15 protein-coding genes and 1 pseudogene are annotated in these 18404 nt (G+C 62.7%); 3 read left to right on the top strand and 13 right to left on the bottom strand.

Going from position 1 to position 18404, the window contains the following annotated elements; all coding sequences use genetic code 11:
- Positions 1-127 precede the first annotated feature (127 nt).
- Positions 128-1408: an aspartate aminotransferase family protein gene (locus tag ACMCNM_RS02260; protein WP_186681328.1), complete on the bottom strand. Its 1281-nt coding sequence runs from the start codon at positions 1406-1408 to the stop codon at positions 128-130.
- Positions 1409-1619: 211 nt separating this feature from the next.
- On the opposite strand from ACMCNM_RS02260, the gene ACMCNM_RS02255 reads away from it, so the two are divergent.
- A complete protein-coding gene (locus tag ACMCNM_RS02255; RefSeq protein WP_027594357.1) occupies positions 1620-2543 on the top strand; it encodes a LysR family transcriptional regulator in 924 nt (307 codons plus the stop codon).
- Positions 2544-3226: 683 nt separating this feature from the next.
- Here ACMCNM_RS02255 and ACMCNM_RS02250 read toward each other — a convergent pair.
- The 11 genes and pseudogenes from ACMCNM_RS02250 to bioB all read right to left on the bottom strand — a co-directional run bounded on the left by ACMCNM_RS02250 (position 3227) and on the right by bioB (position 15432).
- Positions 3227-4285 carry an IS110 family transposase gene (locus tag ACMCNM_RS02250; protein ID WP_412765898.1) on the bottom strand — a complete coding sequence of 353 codons (1059 nt, stop codon included), beginning with the start codon at positions 4283-4285 and terminating at the stop codon, positions 3227-3229.
- Between the two features lie 118 nt (positions 4286-4403).
- Positions 4404-4640: pseudogene (gene glyA / locus ACMCNM_RS02245) on the bottom strand (serine hydroxymethyltransferase); the annotation flags it as partial.
- Between the two features lie 429 nt (positions 4641-5069).
- Positions 5070-6848, bottom strand: a complete 1779-nt coding sequence (locus ACMCNM_RS02240) for an acyl-CoA dehydrogenase C-terminal domain-containing protein (protein WP_412763872.1) — start codon at positions 6846-6848, stop codon at positions 5070-5072.
- Between the two features lie 123 nt (positions 6849-6971).
- A complete protein-coding gene (locus ACMCNM_RS02235; RefSeq protein WP_412763871.1) occupies positions 6972-8255 on the bottom strand; it encodes a diguanylate cyclase in 1284 nt (427 codons plus the stop codon).
- 195 nt (positions 8256-8450) lie between these two features.
- Positions 8451-10256, bottom strand: coding sequence for a phenylacyl-CoA dehydrogenase (locus tag ACMCNM_RS02230; RefSeq protein ID WP_099452704.1), 1806 nt, complete (start codon positions 10254-10256; stop codon positions 8451-8453).
- A gap of 308 nt (positions 10257-10564) precedes the next feature.
- Entirely contained in the window at positions 10565-10861 is a 297-nt protein-coding gene (locus ACMCNM_RS02225) for a pyrroloquinoline quinone biosynthesis protein PqqE (protein ID WP_186681324.1), read from the bottom strand.
- 112 nt (positions 10862-10973) lie between these two features.
- Entirely contained in the window at positions 10974-11654 is a 681-nt protein-coding gene (bioD, locus tag ACMCNM_RS02220) for a dethiobiotin synthase (RefSeq protein ID WP_412763870.1), read from the bottom strand.
- A 10-nt stretch (positions 11655-11664) separates the two neighbouring features.
- A complete protein-coding gene (gene bioC, locus ACMCNM_RS02215; protein ID WP_085274059.1) occupies positions 11665-12483 on the bottom strand; it encodes a malonyl-ACP O-methyltransferase BioC in 819 nt (272 codons plus the stop codon).
- On the bottom strand, positions 12476-13207 hold the full coding sequence (locus tag ACMCNM_RS02210; protein ID WP_186681317.1) for an alpha/beta fold hydrolase: 732 nt from the start codon (positions 13205-13207) through the stop codon (positions 12476-12478). Before ACMCNM_RS02210 ends, bioC begins: the two co-directional genes overlap by 8 nt.
- Positions 13200-14372 carry an 8-amino-7-oxononanoate synthase gene (gene bioF, locus ACMCNM_RS02205; RefSeq protein WP_027594349.1) on the bottom strand — a complete coding sequence of 391 codons (1173 nt, stop codon included), beginning with the start codon at positions 14370-14372 and terminating at the stop codon, positions 13200-13202. The genes ACMCNM_RS02210 and bioF overlap by 8 nt, the downstream gene beginning before the upstream one ends.
- Before the next feature lies 1 nt (position 14373).
- Positions 14374-15432, bottom strand: a complete 1059-nt coding sequence (bioB, locus tag ACMCNM_RS02200; RefSeq protein ID WP_027594348.1) for a biotin synthase BioB — start codon at positions 15430-15432, stop codon at positions 14374-14376.
- Between the two features lie 89 nt (positions 15433-15521).
- Here bioB and ACMCNM_RS02195 point away from each other — a divergent pair, with 89 nt between their 5' ends.
- Positions 15522-16259, top strand: a complete 738-nt coding sequence (locus ACMCNM_RS02195) for a ComF family protein (RefSeq protein ID WP_186681315.1) — start codon at positions 15522-15524, stop codon at positions 16257-16259.
- Positions 16260-16285: 26 nt separating this feature from the next.
- Entirely contained in the window at positions 16286-17050 is a 765-nt protein-coding gene (locus ACMCNM_RS02190) for a TOBE domain-containing protein (protein WP_412763869.1), read from the top strand.
- 1 nt (position 17051) lies between these two features.
- On the opposite strand, the gene ACMCNM_RS02185 is transcribed toward ACMCNM_RS02190, so the two are convergent.
- Positions 17052-18404 (bottom strand): DUF1552 domain-containing protein, encoded by a 1353-nt coding sequence (locus tag ACMCNM_RS02185; protein ID WP_186681311.1) that lies wholly within the window; start codon positions 18402-18404, stop codon positions 17052-17054.

The raw sequence follows: 18404 nt of genomic DNA, 5'->3' as shown, positions 1-18404 counted from the left end.
AACAGAGACTAGCCGCGCGTCGTAGAGGTTCCACAGGGCCAGGGTACCCCCCAAAAAAAACGCCCCGGGCCAAATGAAACAGGCCAGGGGCGATGCGCAGGAACGCCAGACGGTTCGTTGAATTCGGTTACGCCGGCATTTCGCGGCGGGCTTGCTGCTGTGCATGCAGGCGGGCAAAGGCGCGGGCCAGGCGCAGGAGCATTTCGTCGATGTTGCCCTTGCTCACGGTCAACGCCGGCGAGAAACGCACCACATCCGCCTGCGGTGCATTGAGCAGCAGGCCTTCATGCAGGGCGGCCGTTACCAGGTCCTGGGCGACGCCTTCGTGCAGTTGCAGGGCCCACAGCAGCCCCTGGCCACGCACCTCGCCCTGGCCATAACGACCAGCCAGGCGGCTGAGGCCTTCGCGCAGGTGGCGGCCGCTGTCCTGCACATGCTCGAAAAAGCCAGGCTCCAGCACGGTGTCCAGCACTGCCAGGCCTGCGGCGCTCATCAGCGCATTGCCATGGTGGCTGCCTTCCAGCTCACCCGGCTCGGCGCAGCAAGCGGTGCCGCGTGCCAGCAAGGCGGCCAGCGGTACCCCACCGCCCAAGCCCTTGCCCAGGGTGATGATGTCGGCACGTACCCCGTAAGTCTGCTCGGCGAGCAGCGCACCACACCGGCCGATACCGGTCTGGACTTCATCCAGAATCAGCAGGATGCCCAGCTCGCGGCACAGCGTTTCGACGCCTTTGAGGTACGCCTGTGTGGCGGGAATAACGCCCGCCTCGCCCTGGATCGGCTCAAGCATGATCGCCACGGTGCGCGAGTTCACTTCCGCATGCAGTGCCGCCAGGTCATTGAAAGGCACCTTGCTGAAGCCCGGCAGCCCAGGCTCGCAGCGATTGCACGGCAGCGGGTCGGAGGCTGACAGCGCGCCCAGGCTGCGGCCGTGGCAAGCCTGGCTGGCGGTGATGATGTGATAGGCGCCATTGCGGTGCAGCTGGCCCCATTTGCGCGCCAGCTTGATCGCCCCTTCGCACGCTTCGGCGCCGCTGTTCAGCAGGTAGGCCTGGTCGCTGCCGGTGCTCTGGCACAGGCGGTTGACCAGCGCCAGCCGGCCGCGGCTGTGAAACCCCGAACCCGGGTTGATCAGCGCCTGGGCCTGATTGCCCAGCGCCTTGACGAGTACGCTGGGGCTGTGGCCGAGGCTGTTCACCGCGCCGCCCTGGGTGAAGTCCAAGAAGGCATGCCCTTCGCTGTCCCACAACCACGAGCCCTGGCCGCGCACGAAAACCTGCGGGGCACGTTCGGTACTCGGCATCAGGCGCTCACGGGACAACTGCGGCGCATCCGCCACGGTCACCGGCGCACGCTCGGGCTCGGCGACGGCGGCGGCAGCCGAGCGACGCAGGTTGAACAGGTTCATCAGGGCTCCAACCAATCACGGTAAAGGGCGGCCAATGTGCGGTCTTGATGCCGGCACTTGATATTCAGCCTTGCCTATCAAAAGTGTTTTTCATCCGGGGTAACAATCCGGCCCGATGACCGCTGTAACCCACTGGAATACGGCGATAGACTAGGCGCCAAGACGGGTTTCGACCATTTCGTTTTTCCAGCATTTTCGATAAGTGTTGCTTATGGATTTCCGCCAACTGCGTTATTTCGTCGCGGTGTACGAAGAAGGCCATGTCGGCCGCGCCGCCGAGCGCCTGTCTTTGTCCCAACCCGCGCTCTCCCAGCAGATCCGCCAACTGGAGCACAGCCTCGACCTGAGCCTGTTCGAGCGCAGCAATAAGCGCCTGCTGCCGACCTTGGCCGCCCACACGCTGTACAACCATGCCCTGCCGCTGCTCGATGGCCTGCAACGGGCCCATGAGGCCATGCGCAACTTCAAGGGCCAGTCTTTGCGTACCCTGGCCATCGGCGTGCTGCAGACCGTGCGGCCCAGCCTGGTGCCGCAGTTGCTCGAACGCTTGCGCAAGGCCCAGCCGCACCTTGTGGTGCAAATCTACGAGCTGTCGGGGCTGGAAATCGAACGGCGCCTGCTCAATGGCAGCCTGGACATCGGCATCAGTTACCTGCCCCCGCGCCAACCCGGGCTGCATGGCCTGTTGCTGTACGAAGATGAACTGCAATTGGTCATCCCCGACACCCATCCCTTGAAGGACTTCAAGAAGGTGTCGATCCGCCAGGCCGCTGAACTGCCCATGCTGATGCTGGGCGAAGAGTTTCAGATTCGGCAGATCTGGCAGGCGCAACTGGCCAGCCAGGGCCGTCGGCCGCAGGTGCAGGCAGAGATGAACAACATGGCGGGGATTCTCGACAGCCTGGCCCATACGGCGCTGGCTACCATCTTGCCGGGGCGGGCCAAGGACGCGGCCGAGGATGACCAGGGGCTGCTGTGGAAGCCATTGAGCGAGCCGCGAGTGCCGCTCAAGGTCGGGCTGGTGTTCCGCGATGCGCAGCGCCAGCAAGCCTCGGTGGAGCTGCTGCGAACGTTACTGGAAGAAGAGACAGACGCGCGCCAGCTAGGGGGCTCGCCTCTGGATGTGCTGGGCTGACAAAACACGCGCACAAAGAAAACCCCGCCGAAGCGGGGTTTTCCAGACTGTTTCCCTGTGACATCCGTATCGCCCCGCCATCCTGGCAGGTGGTCCTTCGTCGTCTTCCTTGATCTGTCCTTTGCGCTTCCTGCGCAACGTCCATGTGGTAAAGATTACCTGTGGATCCAATCTGAGAACAGTGGTGAAAAGTCACCACGTCGTGTAGGAAAAAGCTTACAAAGGGGATTCACTGCGAATCTTATCGACTATTGGGGGCGCTCTGCGCCCCTTCGCGACGCAAGGCCGCTCCTACAAGTACAGCGTAACCTTCATAGCACCGCCGGCCTGTAGGAGCGGCCTTGAACTGGCCTAATGATCCCGGACACCTCTTAAGGGCGATATGATTCGCCCATTCAGGAGGTTCCATGCAAGAGCGTAGGCTGCTCCTATGTATGGACTCGCCCACACTGTCTAGCTGCTTTTGAACTTAGGAACCCGGTTGCATCTATGTATCAGGCCTATTCGAGGAAGCTTTTTGCTTCTGGCCAACATCGTGGTGAGCTCGCAGCGTGCCGTTTACATTGAGGCCATTCATCAGGCCTGTAGGAGCAGAGGCATCTGTCTGCGACGGTCTTACCAGGGGTCAATGTTCACTAGCAGGGGTTGGAGCGCTCGGCGCCCCGGTGGCATTGCTCGGTTGATCAGAGGCTCATAGCAGCCTCCGAGTTGCTGTTCGGTTTGCGCTGATATACCTGATCGCTCTGCAACAAGGCCCAGATAATGCGCAGATTTCGATTAGCCAGTCTGATCGCCGCCTCCTTGCGTCCAAGGCGGGATAGCCAGCGCAAAAGGCGGTGATCGTCTGGCTGATCGGAATCAGGCCTTAGCTGACTCAAGACAGCATGCGCCCCCTGGATCATCAGGCTGCGTATGTAGCCATCACCTCGCTTGCTCATCCTGCCCAGCCTGATTTTGTTTCCGCTGCTGTGCTGGTCGGGCACGATACCGAAGAAGGCGGCATACATTCGGCCACTGGCGAAGCGGCTAGGCTCGGTCTGTTTCGCCACGATCGCCGTGGCAATGATTGGGCCCACGCCACGAATGGTGATCAACCGCTGTGCGACCTTATCTTCCTGGGCTGTCGCTTCAAGCCGCCTACTCAGCGTCGCAATGCGTTCACCCAGAGAGAGCCAGTCAGCCAGCAGCTCATCGAGCAACTCGCGCAACAAGTCGGGCAGAGGTAAAGAGGCATCTTCAAGAGCCCGTGGCACATGCGAATTGATCGCCGCATCGCCTTGAGGCATGGAGACGCCATGCTCTAGCAGCAGGCCACGTATCTGATTACCCAGCGCTGTATGCCGCTTGATGTTGCCGCGCCGGACACGGTGCAGCGCTTGAATAGCCAGTGCTGTAGTGCTCTTGATCGGGATTGAGGCAATACTGGTATCGCGACCGGCACGCAAAATGGCATGGGCGTCGTTACGGTCATTCTTCGCGCCGCTGCGGTGTTCGGCAACGCGTTGCGCAGGCAGGATCCGAACCGGATTACCCTTGGCCTGCAGTAGTCTGGCCCAGGCTTGAGCACCAGGACCGCACTCCATTAAGACAGTCACCGTCACTGGCAGCTTGATTAGAAAATCATGGAAATTTTGACGGGATTTGATGCGATTTTCGTAGATCACCCGACCGGTAGCATCCTCGCCTGCTAACTGGAAGACCTGTTTGGCCAGGTCTACGCAGAGGGTTGTGCAAAGCTCCACATCAGTGGAAGACAGGGGATCGTGCTTCGAACTATGCTTCTTCATGGTCTCGCCCTCGCTGCCGTTGGCTTCTTTGAACGCCACCGTGGCACTGTGATGCCTCGGCGGGGGCGAGTCCATCGATTACACCGGTCTTGGTGTCGATGCCGTATTGAACCGCGTTGTACAGCTTGCCCGAGGACGACACTTTAGCGCCGTGGGTCAGGTGGCCGCCGTGGGCCAGGCTCATGCCCAGGATGGTGTCACCGGCCTGCAGCAGGGCCAGGTACACCGCGCCGTTGGCGGAAGAGCCGGAGTGCGGCTGGACGTTGGCGTAGTCAGCACCGAACAGCTGCTTGGCGCGCTCGATGGCCAATACGCACCCGGCGCAGGGCGCCGAGCACCGCCAGGCCAAGGGCAGCGAACAGCAGAATGGGTAGAAGGGTGTTCAACATGGGAGGCTCCCACAACAGCTGGATTCTTGCGCCACTCTCTAGGGCAGCGCGGACCCTGTGGGAGCGGGCTTGCCCGCGAATGCGTCAGATCAGACAACTCTGTTGTTCATGCTGACGCTTTCGCGGGCAAGCCCGCTCCCACAGGGGGCCAGTCCCGCCCCAAAAGGGGCGGTGTTCATGCCCGCTGGATCAGAAATCCTTGCACAGGCGCAAGGCGTCGTAGCTACAACAACTACCTGTCGCCAATAGCCATGGAGCAGCAAGCGGCTTGATCACCGTAATCGGTGTCCGGAAAAACTTGACCAGAACACCTTGCGTCGCGAAGGGCCGCAAAGCGGCCCCAAGATCTATCAGAACTGCTCAGCGTCCAGCAGGTACAGCGACTCACTCCCCGCCTTCACCGACGCCACCAGCGAATCCACCCGTGGCAGCAACCGTGCAAAGTAGAACCGCGCCGTACCCAGCTTGCCCGAGTAGAACGCCTCATCCCCCTCACCCGCCTGCGCCGCACGCGCCATCAGCGCCCACATGTAGCCATACGCCACATAACCAAAGGCATGCAGGTACTCGACCGAGGCCGCACCAATTTCATTGGGGTTGCCCTTGGCCTGCTCCAGTACCCACTCGGTCAGCCCGTCCAGCTGATCGAGGTACGCGCCGAGCGGCTTGGCGAACTCGTCCAGCGCGCTGTCGGCCCCCGCGATGAAGCGGCGGATCTCGTCCGAGAAGAGCTTGTAGTACGCGCCGCCACTGGCAACCACCTTGCGCCCCATCAGGTCGAGGGCCTGGATGCCGTTGGTGCCTTCGTAGATCTGCGTAATCCGCACATCACGCACCAGTTGCTCCTGGCCCCACTCACGAATGTAGCCATGCCCACCGAACACCTGCTGGCCGTGCACCGCGCACTCCAGGCCCAGGTCGGTGAGGAAGGCCTTGGCCACCGGCGTCAACAGGGCTACCAGCTCTTCACTGCGCTTACGTGTGGTGGCGTCTTCGCTGTATTTGGCACTGTCGAGTTGCAGCGCCACGTAGCTCGAGAAGGCGCGCCCGCCTTCGATCAAGGCTTTCATGGTCAGCAGCATGCGCCGCACATCAGGGTGGACGATGATCGGGTCGGCAACCTTATCCTTGGCGTGCGGGCCGGTCGGGGCACGGCTCTGCAGCCGGTCACGGGCGTATTCCACGGCATTTTGGTAGGAACGTTCAGCCGATGCCAGGCCCTGAATGCCGACGCCCAGGCGCTCGTAGTTCATCATGGTAAACATGGCCGCCAAGCCCTTGTTGGGCTCACCGACCAGGTAACCGACCGCTTCGTCGAAGTTCATCACACACGTGGCGGAGGCTTGAATGCCCATCTTGTGTTCGATCGAGCCGCAAGTGGCCGGGTTGCGCGCGCCCAGGCTGCCGTTTTCGTTAACCAGGAACTTGGGCACCAGGAACAACGAAATGCCTTTCGGCCCGGCGGGCGCGTCCGGCAGCTTGGCCAGCACCAGGTGAATGATGTTCTCGGTCAGGTCGTGCTCACCACCGGTGATGAAGATCTTGGTGCCACTGACCTTGTAGCTGCCGTCAGCCTGGGGTTCGGCCTTGGTGCGGATGATGCCCAGGTCAGTGCCGGCATGGGGCTCGGTCAGGCACATTGAGCCAGCCCAGACGCCGGCGTACATGTTGGGCAGGTACTGTTGCTTGAGCGCTTCACTGGCGTGGGCATTGATCGACAGGCAGGCACCGGCAGTCAGCATCGGGTACAGGCCGAAGGCCAGGCTCGACGCGTTGACCATTTCCTCGACCTGGGCCGAGATAACCTTGGGCATGCCCATGCCGCCGAACAAGGGATCGCCACCAACACCTACCCAGCCACCTTCGGCGTAGGTGTTATAGGCCTCGATGAAGCCGGCCGGCGTGCTGACCGCGCCGTTGTCCCAGTGGCAGCCCTCTTCGTCGGCGGCGCGGCTGAGTGGGGCGATGGTCCTGGCCGTCACCTTGCCGGCCTCTTCCAGCACGGCCATGGCGGTATCGGTATCCACCACTTCGGCCAGCGCGGGCAACTGCGCCCATTGCTCGGTCACGTTGAAGACTTCATTCAAAACGAAGCGCATGTCGCGCAGGGGCGCTTTATAGTCGGCCATGACAACCTCTCACTAGTAGGGTCGGGGCGGTCTCGGGGAACCGCGACACTGGGTTGCAGGCAGTGTAACCGAACAACTTTTACGAGACATAGGGTCATCAGCTGACCGTATGGTCTTGTTTAGTCACGCCATGCGGACCGCCCCACGCTGCGATTGTTGCCCATGCACCATGACACAATTGCGCCCGGCCTCTTTGGCGCTGTACAGCGCCTGGTCGGCCGACTTGAGCACCGCCTCCGGGTTGCGATGATCGGCCTGGCGCTCGGCCACACCGATGCTGATGGTCACCGACACCGTACCCGCGCCGCTGCCAGCACGGCGCTGGCGCCCTGTCGAATCGTCCTGCGGTCGGCTGTTCTGGTCGCGCAGCTGCATCGCATAGTTAGCAATCACCCCGCGCACAGCTTCCACATGCGGCACGCACTCTTCAGCCGTCTTGCCCGCAAAGACCAGGGCGAATTCCTCGCCACCATAACGGTAGGCGCGGCCGCCACCAGTGACCTTGGCCAACCGGCTGGCAACCAGGCGCAACACCTGGTCGCCGACATCGTGGCCGTGGGTATCGTTGAATTTCTTGAAGTGGTCGACGTCGGTCATGGCGATCACATAGTTGCGCCCCAGCCGCTGCATGCGCTCGTTCAAGGCACGGCGCCCCGGCAGGCCCGTCAGCTCGTCGCGGAAGGCCATCTGATAGGCCTCGTGCGCCACGGCCGCGGCAATCATCAACATCACCTGGCTGCACATGATGTTCAGGGTAAACGGCAGGATGAACGTCTGCGGCAGCATCCAGAACAGGCCGATCAGGCCAATGACCTGCGCCGCATGCAACGGCCTGGGCGCACGCAGGTACTGCACCACCAACAGGATGAACACGCCGAGGAACAGCGGGTAGACCATCTGGATCAGGCTCATCCACTGGCCATGCAAGGCCGGCCAGCGGATCTCTGCCAGCCAGGCCAGCAGCGCGTCGGGGTAGCTTTGCTCCAGTGCCACCGCAACGCTCGCAACGGCGAACAACACGGCGAAGCGGGCGACCAGGTCCTGCAGCAGGTGGGTGCGCTCCTGCCAGGCGCCATACAGCCCGAACAGGGCCGGCAGCAGCAGGCACACCAAGTGGAAGATGACCGCGGCGTCCGCACGCACGTGGCCGTTGTCGCGGTAGAAGTCGGTCTGGGTGTCGAGCAGGAAGTAGGCGATGTACACCGTCACCATCAGAAACAGCTCACGCTGGCGTCGGTAAACAGCACAGTAAGCACCGCCCAATAGCAGGACCAAGGTGGGCAAGACATTGAACAGCGATGTGAAAAAGACACTGAGGTCTCTTACGTAAGCCGCCGCAAGGCCTGCCAGAAAGAGAAACAGCGAAGGCAGGAAGTGGGTTACACGTACAGCATGAAGACGAAACAAGGGTAATCTCCAACCCGGCAGATCAATAGTGGCATTGTGCCCTTATTTCATCGGCAGCGCGCGTGAACAGTTGAATACAGATCTGATGCCGCCCCTGTGTAGGAGCAGCCTTGTGCTGCTCCTACACAGGCATCTGGCTGCAAAAAAAAACCCGCCTGCCGGTGAGGGCAGGCGGGTTTTTGTGCACGCGGTGGATCAGTAAGAGAGGCCGAAGTGCTCTTCGTCCATCGCCATCAGGTTCCCAGCACCCGACAGCATGGTCGCCACATGGGTACGGGTGCGCGGCAGGATGCGCTGGAAGTAGAAGCGCGCGGTCTGCAGCTTGGCGGTGTAGAACGCCACTTCTTCAGTGCCGGCAGCCAGCTTCTCGGCAGCCAGGCGAGCAATATCAGCCCAGAAGTAAGCCAGGCAGGCGTAACCGGAGTACATCAGGTAATCGACCGAAGCAGCACCCACTTCTTCGCGATCCTTCATGGCCGCCATACCCACTTTCATGGTCAGCTCGCCCCATTCCTTGTTGATGGCCGCCAACGGCTCAACGAACTCCTTGACCGCCTCGTTGCCTTCCTGCGCCTGGCAGAACTTGTGCACGATCTTGGTAAAGCCCTTCAGCGCTTCGCCTTGGGTCATCAGCACTTTACGGCCGAGCAGGTCCAGCGCCTGGATACCGGTGGTGCCTTCGTACAGCATGGAGATACGGCTGTCGCGCACGTTCTGCTCCATGCCCCACTCGGCGATGAAGCCATGGCCGCCGTAGATCTGCACGCCGTGGTTGGCGGCCTCGAAACCGACTTCGGTCATGAAGGCCTTGGCGATCGGGGTCATGAAGGCCAGCAGGGCGTCGGCTTTTTTGCGCTCTTCCTCGTCCTGGCTGTACTTGACGATATCCACCTGCTTGGCGGTGAAGTAGACCATGGCGCGGTTGCCTTCGGCGAAGGCCTTCATGGTCAGCAGCATGCGGCGCACGTCCGGGTGGACGATGATCGGGTCAGCCGCCTTTTCAGGGGCTTTAGGGCCGGTCAGCGAACGCATCTGCAGGCGCTCACGGGCGTATTTCAGGCCACCTTGGAACGCCACTTCGGCGTGGGCCAGGCCCTGCAGCGCGGTGCCTAGGCGAGCAGTGTTCATGAAGGTGAACATGCAGTTCAGGCCTTTGTTGGCCGGGCCGATCAGGTAGCCGGTAGCGCCGTCGAAGTTCATCACGCAGGTGGCGTTACCGTGGATGCCCATTTTGTGCTCGATCGAGCCACAGGTCACCGCGTTGCGCTCACCGACAGCGCCTTCGGCGTTGGGCAGGAACTTGGGCACGATGAACAGCGAGATGCCTTTGGTGCCGGCCGGTGCATCGGGCAGGCGGGCCAGGACGATATGGACGATGTTATCGGCCATGTCGTGCTCACCGGCGGAGATGAAGATCTTGGTGCCGGACACTTTGTACGACCCGTCGGCCTGTGGCTCGGCCTTGGTGCGCAGCATGCCCAGGTCGGTACCGCAGTGCGGCTCGGTCAGGCACATGGTGCCAGTCCACTCGCCGCTGACCAGCTTGGTCAGGTAGGTGTGCTGTTGCTCTTCGGTGCCGTGCTCGGAAATGGTGTTCATCGCGCCATGGGACAGGCCTGGGTACATGCCCCACGACCAGTTCGACTCACCGACCATCTCGCTCAGGGCCAGGCCCAGCGACTCTGGCAGGCCTTGGCCGCCGTGGGCCACGTCGTGGGCCAGGCTCGGCCAGCCACCTTCGACGAATTGCTCGTAGGCCGCTTTGAAACCGGTCGGCGTCTTCACGCCCGACTCGCTCCAGGTGCAGCCTTCCTGATCGCCAACGCGGTTCAGCGGGGCCAGTACCTGCTCACAGAACTTCGCGCCTTCTTCGAGGATCGCGTCGACCATGTCGGGCGTGGCGTCCTGGCAACCCGGCAGGCTCTGATAATGCGCTTCGTAGCCGAGCAGTTCGTCGCGAACGAAACGGATATCACGCAAGGGGGCTTTGTAGTCAGGCATTGCGATGAACCTCTGTGATGAGTTCGGGGGTGATCGGAACTGCCGGCAAGGCTTGGCGGCCGTCGATCAAACAGTTGTTTGAAACTTACGTTTAGCGCGAGCGGATGTCAAGGAGGGACGATAGTGCCATTTACGCCACGAAAAATGGCGTTTACGCCACCCTTCCCGTTAGTTCGTCACAAACCCCTGTGGGAGCGGGCTTGCCCGCGAATAGGCCGGTCAGACAACAGAGTCGCCTGGGCGGAAGCATTCGCGGGCAAGCCCGCTCCCACAGTGTATGAGAGGGGCTTTAGAGAAGAAGCGAGGGATCAGGCGTAGGTGTCGATGATCCGGCCGAGCATTTCGTCCGATGCCTTGACGACTTTCGCGCCAAGCTCGACTTCATGTTTGCCCAGTGCCAGTTGCACGGTACTGGTGGCCAAGTCCATCTGCTGGCTGCGATCAACAGCGCGCAGACGCTCAGCCTGGAAGTCGCTCGACTGGCTGGTGGCGGTGCGTTCGGCGGTATGGTTGGCGATCTGGCTGGCGGCTTGATCGACGCGGTTCTGGCCGCTTTGGATTGCGCTGAGGCCCGCGTAATAGGCGGAGCTGCCGGTGATTTCCATGTCAGGACTCCATTGACGCTGGATGACGAACAGGCCTCATTAAAGCAGTAGATGGCAGAAAAGGCCCGTTTAAATCGTTAATGGCCCAGTGCCAGTCGATAGGCAGCGGCCGCTAATCCAGCAAATCCAGCTGCAAATGCTCAGCCACCATATCGGCAATCGCCAGCTTCAACTTCGGTACCCGCCCCAGGCAAGGCGCCGGCAAGCGCTCGGCGAGGCTGGCCAGGTTTTCTTCCAGGCGCGATGTGCGCGGTTCGATGATATTCGCCACCCAGCCCGCCAGTTGCAGCCCATCGCGGGCAATCGCTTCGGCGCTGAGCAAGGCATGGCTGATACAGCCCAGGCGCACCCCAACCACCAGGATCACTGGCAGTTGCAGGGCAATGGCCAGGTCAGACAGGTTGGCCTGGCCCGACAGCGGCACACGCCAGCCACCGGCGCCTTCGATCAACGTGAAGTCGGCGTTTTGCTGCAGCACGTTGCGCATCGCCGCCAACAGCTCGGGTACACCCAGCGTGACGCCGGCCTCGCGTGCGGCGACATGGGGTGCGATCGCAGGCTCGAAGGCGAATGGGTTGACCTGTTCGTACGGCAATTTGATCGTGCTTTCATCGATCAGCGCCTGTGCGTCGCTGTTGCGCAGCCCCTTTGCGGTTACCGTACAACCCGACGCCACCGGCTTGGCGCCCAATGTGCTCATGCCCTGCAACCGCGCTGCATGCAGCAGGCCGGCAGCAATCGTGGTCTTGCCGACATCGGTATCGGTACCGGCAATGAAATAGGCCTGGCTCATCTGACTCCCCTTACGCCTGTGGCTTGCGCAGCACACCATAGACCACTTGGTAAGTGGCGGGCAGCCCCTGAGGCTGGCGAAATGCCTCGTATGCCTGCAACAAGCCCTGCATGCGGGCACGGCCGGTGAGGCCCGAAGGGCGGCCCGGGTTGATATTGTGTGCACCAAGCGCCTTCAGCTCGTGGGTCAGGCTGCGTACATCGGGGTAGTGCAGCACGTGCGCGCGCTGCTGCAGCGCTACCTGCTCGAAGCCACTGCCCGCGCACAGGCGCTGGTAATCGTCAAAGCGGCGGAAGCGGTTGACATGCACCAGGCCATCCACGGCCTGCCAACTGGCACGCAGTTCATCGAGGGTGCCGACGCACAGGCTGCTGAAGGCCAGCACCCCGCCTGGGCGTAACACCCGGCGCGCCTCGTCCAGCACACTGGCGAACTGCCCGCACCACTGCACCGCCAGGCTGGAGAACACCAGATCGACGCTGGCATCGCGCAGCGGCAAGCGCTCGGCATCGCCGGCCACGTGGTACTGCGCGCCGCGCTGTTCGTTGCGGGCATGGCGCAGCATGCCTTCGGCGATATCCACCGCCACGCCACTGGCCTGCGCGAAGCGCTCGGCCAGCACCCGGCTGAAGTGGCCGGTGCCGCTGCCCAGGTCCAGCCAGCGCGACGGTGCCAAGCCCTCTGGCAACTGGCCCAACAGGTTCAGGCCGACGTCGCGCTGCAACGCCGCGACGCTGTCGTAGCTGGCCGCCGCGCGGGAAAACGAGGCCGCCACCTGGCGCTTGTCCGGCAGCGCGCCGGGCAGGGTCGGACGGGAAAGGTCAGTCATCGCCACTCTCATGCAGAAAACTCTTGATACCCGCCGCCAGCTCCTGTGGGTATTCCAGCAGGAACGCGTGGGAACTGTCTTCAACCAGCCCAACCTCCACGTCGGGCAACAACTCGCTCAGCGCTTTGGCCGCCTCGGCCGGGACCAGTGCATCACTGCCGGCGAACAGGTGCAGTTGCGGACCGCCATAAGCCTGCAGTGCCTCGCGGGTATCCAGCTGGGCCAGTACTTCCAGCCCGGTGGCGAGGTACAGCGGGTCGGTATCCGGCACCCCGACGCCCAGCTGGCGCAGCAAGGTACGAGGTTGTTGGGCGCCGTCGCTGCACAGGGTGCGGAAGCGTTTGAGGGTTACCTGGGTGTGGCTGCGGCAACCGTCGAGGAAGGTGCCAAAGGTATCTTCGGCCATGCCGTGGGGCCAGTCTGGCCGCGCCACGAAACTGGGGTTGCTGGCCAAGGTCAGCAGTCCGCAACAGTGGTCGCCGCGCTTGCGCGCAAGTTCGCTGGCGAGCATGCCGCCCAGCGACCAACCGCCCAGCCAGGTATCACGGGGCAACTTGCGATCAAGGTGGTCGACCCACGCCTGTACGTCGGCGTCGGCCAGCTCCGGCAGGGGCATCAGTTCGACCTGCAAGCGGGCATCCTGGGCGCGCAGGCTGGCCGCCAACGGCTCCAGCGCGGCAGTACCCAGGCCCCATCCGGGGAGAAGGATCAGTCGGTTACGCATCGGCGGCCTCCAGCTGTGGATAACACTCGGCCAATGCATTCAACAATAGCTGCACCTGCGCCTCGCTGTGCGCGGCGCTCAAGGTAACCCGCAAGCGTGCGCTGCCGGCAGGCACGGTGGGCGGGCGGATGGCAGTGACCAGCAGGCCACGTTCACGCAACATCTGCGACAGGCGCAGCGCTTGTGCGCTGTCGCCAATCAGGATTGGCTGGATCGGCGTCGGGCTGTCCATCAGCTGCAGGCCGATCTGTTCGGCACCCAGGCGGAACTGGCGGATCAACGCGGCCAGGTGCTCACGGCGCCAGGTTTCGCGGCGCAGCAGCTCCAGGCTCTTGAGTGTCGCGCAGGCCAGCGCCGGGGGTTGGCTAGTGGTGTAGATATAGGGCCGGGCAAACTGCACCAGCGCTTCGATCAACGCTTCGCTGCCGGCGACAAAGGCACCCGCCGTACCGCAGGCCTTGCCCAGCGTGCCGATCAGCACAGGCACGTCATCGAGGCCCAGGCCGAAGTGCTCGACGATACCGCCACCTTGCGCACCCAACGTGCCCAGGCCATGGGCATCATCGACCATCAGCCAGGCGCCGCGGGCGCGGGCAACCTTGGCCAACGCCGGCAAATCGGCAAGGTCGCCATCCATGCTGAACACCCCGTCGGTCACCACCAGGGTATTGCCGACGGCCTTGTCCAGGCGGCTTTCCAGGCTGGCCGGGTCGTTGTGCAGATAGCGGTTGAAACGAGCGCCGCTTAGCAGCCCGCCGTCGAGCAAGGACGCGTGGTTAAGGCGGTCCTGCAACACCGTGTCGCCCTGCCCCACCAGCGCGGTGATTGCACCCAGGTTGGCCATGTAGCCGGTGGAGAACAACAGCGCGCGCGGGCGCCCGGTGAGTTCTGCCAGGGCCTCCTCAACCTGATGGTGCGGCGTGCTGTGGCCAACCACCAGGTGCGACGCCCCGCCACCGACACCCCACCGCTCGGCGCCCGCCTGCCACGCAGCAATCACCTCGGGGTGGTTGGCAAGGCCCAGGTAATCGTTGCTGCAAAACGCCAACAGCGGCTGGCCATCGACCACCACCTCAGGCCCTTGCGGGCTCTCCAGCAGGGGCCGTTGCCGATACAGGTCTGCGGCGCGCCGTTCGGCCAGGCGCGCCGCCAGGTCAAAGGCCATCTCAGGCCGATGCTGCGTTGTAGAACATCTCGCTGCTGCGCTGTTCGACCAGCGCCTGCTCGATGGCCGCCTGGTGCACTTCATCGGCATGCTCTTCGCGGGCCTCAGGCTTGATGCCGAGGCGGGCGAACAGCTGCATGTCTTTATCAGCCTGCGGGTTGGCGGTGGTCAGCAGTTTTTCGCCATAGAAGATCGAGTTGGCGCCAGCCATGAAGGCCAGTGCCTGCATCTGTTCGTTCATCTGCTCGCGGCCGGCCGACAGGCGCACATGCGACTTGGGCATCAGCAGGCGGGCCACCGCCAGCATGCGGATGAAATCGAACGGGTCGACATCTTCTTCCTCCGCCAGCGGCGTGCCGGCGACCTTGACCAGCATGTTGATCGGCACCGACTCTGGGTGCTCCGGCAGGTTGGCCAACTGGATCAGCAGGCCGGCGCGGTCGTCCAGCGACTCGCCCATGCCGAGGATGCCACCGGAGCAGATCTTCATCCCAGCATCGCGCACATAGGCCAAGGTCTGCAGGCGCTCGCTGTAGGTGCGGGTGGTGATGATGCTGCCGTAGAACTCCGGCGAGGTGTCGAGGTTGTGGTTGTAGTAGTCGAGGCCGGCCTGGGCCAGGGCCTGGGTCTGGTCCTGATCGAGCTTGCCGAGGGTCATGCAGGTTTCCAGGCCCATGGCCTTCACCCCTTTGACCATTTCCAGCACGTAGGGCATGTCCTTGGCCGACGGATGCTTCCACGCCGCGCCCATGCAGAAGCGGGTCGAGCCGATGGCTTTGGCGCGGGCGGCTTCTTCCAGCACCTTCTGCACTTCCATCAGCTTTTGTTTTTCCAGCCCGGTGTTGTAGTGGCCGGACTGCGGACAATATTTGCAATCTTCTGGGCAGGCGCCGGTCTTGATCGACAGCAAGGTCGAAACCTGAACGCGGTTCGGGTCGAAGTGCGCGCGGTGCACGGTTTGCGCCTGGAACAGCAGGTCATTGAACGGTTGCTGAAACAGCGCCTTGACCTCGGCCAAGGTCCAGTCGTGACGTGTTGTTGCAGTTGTGCTGGCGCTCATCGGCGTTTCCTTGTTTAGGCTGTAACTGGCGCCGGGACAGGAAAGCCCGCCAGCGCATCACGGATAGCTCGCATAGTCACGGAAGGCCTATGAACTGTCAACTAAGACTGAAAGCACTGGTTTACAAGTGTGCAAATATTAACCACAGCTGTTTGCTGTGCGATGCGCCTGCTGAACAGGCGTACCCGTTGTGTATGGCCTGCGAGCAGGAGCTGCCTTGGCTGACGGACCATTGCCTGCGCTGCGCCCTGCCGTTACCGATGGCCAACCTGACCTGCGCCCAGTGTTGCCGCCGTGCGCCGGCGTTCGAGCACGTCGTCGCGCTGTGGCATTACGGGTTTCCAGTCGACACGCTGATCAGCCGTTTCAAGCACAACCGCCAATGGCCGCTAGGGCGTTTGATGGCCGAAATGTTGAGCCATGGCCTGCAACACCGCTACGCAGAGGGCCTGACGCAACCTGACCTGCTGTTGCCTGTTCCGTTGGCCAAGCGTCGACTGCGAGCGCGCGGCTTCAACCAGGCCGGCATGCTGACGCGCTGGTTGTCCAAAAGCCTGGCAATCGACTGCGACGAGCGACTATTGCTGCGCACACGCGAAACGCCGGCGCAGCAGAGCCTGGATGCCAAAGCGCGCCAGCGCAATCTGCAGCGAGCCTTTGCCGTGGCCGACGAACACGCGCTCAAAGGCTTGCATGTGGCCGTGGTTGATGACGTCCTGACCACGGGAGCCACCGCGCAAGCCATCGCCGCCGTGCTATGCAGGGCCGGTGCATGCAGGGTCGATGTGTATTGCCTGGCACGCACGGCAAAACCGGGGCAAGCTTGACGGGTCAGTCTCAGATAGGCGCCATCATGTCCCTGCCCGCTCTCCTCACCCAGCACATCGCCCGCCGCCCGCAACGCATTGCCTTGCTCCAGCACATCGCCGAGCAAGGCTCGATCACCCGCGCCGCCAAGGCTGCCGGCATCAGCTACAAAGCCGCCTGGGACGCCATCGATGAGCTCAACAACCTCGCCAGCCAGCCGCTGGTCGAGCGCAGCACCGGCGGGCGTGGCGGCGGTGGCGCACGCCTGTCGGCCGAAGGCGGCCGCGTGCTACGGCTGTACCAGCGCTTGCAGAACCTGCAGGCGCAGCTGCTCGAAGCCGCCGAGGAATCCACCGACCTCGACCTGCTCGGGCGCCTGATGTTGCGCACCAGCGCGCGCAACCAGCTGCAGGGCGAAGTCAGCGGCCTTCGTCGTGAGGGGCGCCATGATCGCGTCAGCCTGGCATTGGGTGGTGGCCTGGAGATCGATGCGCTGATCACCCACGACAGCACCGCACGCCTGGAACTGACACTAGGTATCCACGTAGTGGCGTTGCTCAAGGCCGGCTGGGTACAGCTGCTGGCCTGCGACGATGAGGTCGAAGCCGGCAGCAACTGCCTGACGGCCACCATTGAGCAAGTGCTGGCCGATGCCCAAGGCCCCAGCGAGGTACGCCTGAGCCTGGCCAACGGGCAGACCTTGTGCGCCTTCGCCGAGGCCGACTGGCTGGCACAACAACAGCTGTTGGCCGGCGAGCCGGTACGTGTCCAGTTCCATCCTTCCAGCGTGCTGCTTGGGGTACCGGCCTGAATCAAGACACGTTGCTGAAGATCCCTGTCACCGGCGACACATCGCCGGGATAGGGCACCGTGGTGCCCGCCGCTAGCGCGATGGTCGACCATATGCGTTGCATGTCAACCAAGCTACCCTTGGCCCAGTGCGAACGATCACCTTGGCTCTTGATGTTGAAATAGCGACCGTTGCCGTTACCAACATTTAGCAGCCCGCTGGCGCCCCCCATCAGTACCAGCGGCATATCGACCATGTGCTCCGGAGCACCGTCGGCCATCTCGCTGGTGAGTACAACCAACGTGTGCTTGAGCAGTTTGTCGCCAGGCACATGCGGGTCATCGTATTTGGCGAGCTCGTCCATGAACAGCTTCACCTGTCGCACATACCATTGCCTTGACTCCCGCCATTCTCTCTCGCCGGCATAACGGTGAGCGCAATCATGGGGGTTGGTGCTGGCACTCACATCAAGAATGTTCAGCGACTCCGCCGAACGCCCAATCTGCACGGTTGCGACACGGGTCACCCCGCAGGCCAGCGCTGCCGCCACAACCTTATGATGGCTTTGCTGCACCTGGTTACGGAATTGCGCCGAACTGATGGGGTGCTGGTCCAGCGTCAGTGGCCCGCAGTCTGAAGGCACCGCACCTTCGATGTCCTTGACCACCTGCTCCAGCGAATCAAGATGGGTGACCAGCTTCTCTCGCTGGGCACCGGCCAGGCGCCCACGGAGCTCGGCGATATCAGCGCGGATCGGGTCGAATACATGGGCGTTACGCACCTGGAGGTCGCGTACCGCGCGGGCGGTGCCGCCAAATACCGATTCGTTCAGGCGCACCGGGTCCTGCTGCGGCGTTCTGATCTTGTTGTCGTCCCACGAAACGTACCAGGGCGTGTTGTCGATCCCGGCATGAGGCCCGGCGAACAGACTGCGATGGCTGGGTTGGGTACCTGGCATGGCATCACCAAGCACTCTATCGATAGAGCTCTTGCTTCCTGACGTATCGCGCAAGACAAATTTCCATCCATCATGGCCAATGTTACCAGGCCCCAGGATCAAGCCCTGCAGGTAAAGCGACTGGCTGCGATAATCCGCCAGTTCCTGGCTGACTAGGTTGAGTGTGAAATCACCGGTATCGGTATCTGCACTCCGGGCGGCCTTAGGAAACCACAAGCCATCGCTGTTGTGCGCGCTCCCACTGTAGGAGTCGACTGCAAGCCCATCCGGCACGACGAAGAACACTACCTTCAGTTGAGGCTGCTCCTTCGTCTCTTGCAACAGGTACTTCGCAAACCCACTGCTGCTCAGCGGCAACAGCGTACCCGCCGCAGCCAATTGCATCAGGAAACGCCGACGGCTCTTCAGGATGTCCAT

Source organism: Pseudomonas sp. NGC7 (genome assembly GCF_047159675.1).
Taxonomy (GTDB): Bacteria; Pseudomonadota; Gammaproteobacteria; order Pseudomonadales; family Pseudomonadaceae; genus Aquipseudomonas; species Aquipseudomonas kermanshahensis.
Note: the sequence above shows the minus strand (reverse complement) of the source record. Positions and strands in the feature narration are given on the sequence as shown.

Bases quoted from the DNA above. Each gene is read 5' to 3' on its own strand.
- ACMCNM_RS02260 (WP_186681328.1), bottom strand. From the start codon at position 1,408: ATGAACCTGTTCAACCTGCGTCGCTCGGCTGCCGCCGCCGTCGCCGAG.
- ACMCNM_RS02255 (WP_027594357.1), top strand. From the start codon at position 1,620: ATGGATTTCCGCCAACTGCGTTATTTCGTCGCGGTGTACGAAGAAGGC.
- ACMCNM_RS02240 (WP_412763872.1), bottom strand. From the start codon at position 6,848: ATGGCCGACTATAAAGCGCCCCTGCGCGACATGCGCTTCGTTTTGAAT.
- ACMCNM_RS02230 (WP_099452704.1), bottom strand. From the start codon at position 10,256: ATGCCTGACTACAAAGCCCCCTTGCGTGATATCCGTTTCGTTCGCGAC.
- ACMCNM_RS02225 (WP_186681324.1), bottom strand. From the start codon at position 10,861: ATGGAAATCACCGGCAGCTCCGCCTATTACGCGGGCCTCAGCGCAATC.
- bioD (WP_412763870.1), bottom strand. From the start codon at position 11,654: ATGAGCCAGGCCTATTTCATTGCCGGTACCGATACCGATGTCGGCAAG.
- bioC (WP_085274059.1), bottom strand. From the start codon at position 12,483: ATGACTGACCTTTCCCGTCCGACCCTGCCCGGCGCGCTGCCGGACAAG.
- ACMCNM_RS02210 (WP_186681317.1), bottom strand. From the start codon at position 13,207: ATGCGTAACCGACTGATCCTTCTCCCCGGATGGGGCCTGGGTACTGCC.
- bioF (WP_027594349.1), bottom strand. From the start codon at position 14,372: ATGGCCTTTGACCTGGCGGCGCGCCTGGCCGAACGGCGCGCCGCAGAC.
- bioB (WP_027594348.1), bottom strand. From the start codon at position 15,432: ATGAGCGCCAGCACAACTGCAACAACACGTCACGACTGGACCTTGGCC.
- ACMCNM_RS02195 (WP_186681315.1), top strand. From the start codon at position 15,522: ATGAACTGTCAACTAAGACTGAAAGCACTGGTTTACAAGTGTGCAAAT.
- ACMCNM_RS02190 (WP_412763869.1), top strand. From the start codon at position 16,286: ATGTCCCTGCCCGCTCTCCTCACCCAGCACATCGCCCGCCGCCCGCAA.
- ACMCNM_RS02185 (WP_186681311.1), bottom strand. From the start codon at position 18,404: ATGGACATCCTGAAGAGCCGTCGGCGTTTCCTGATGCAATTGGCTGCG.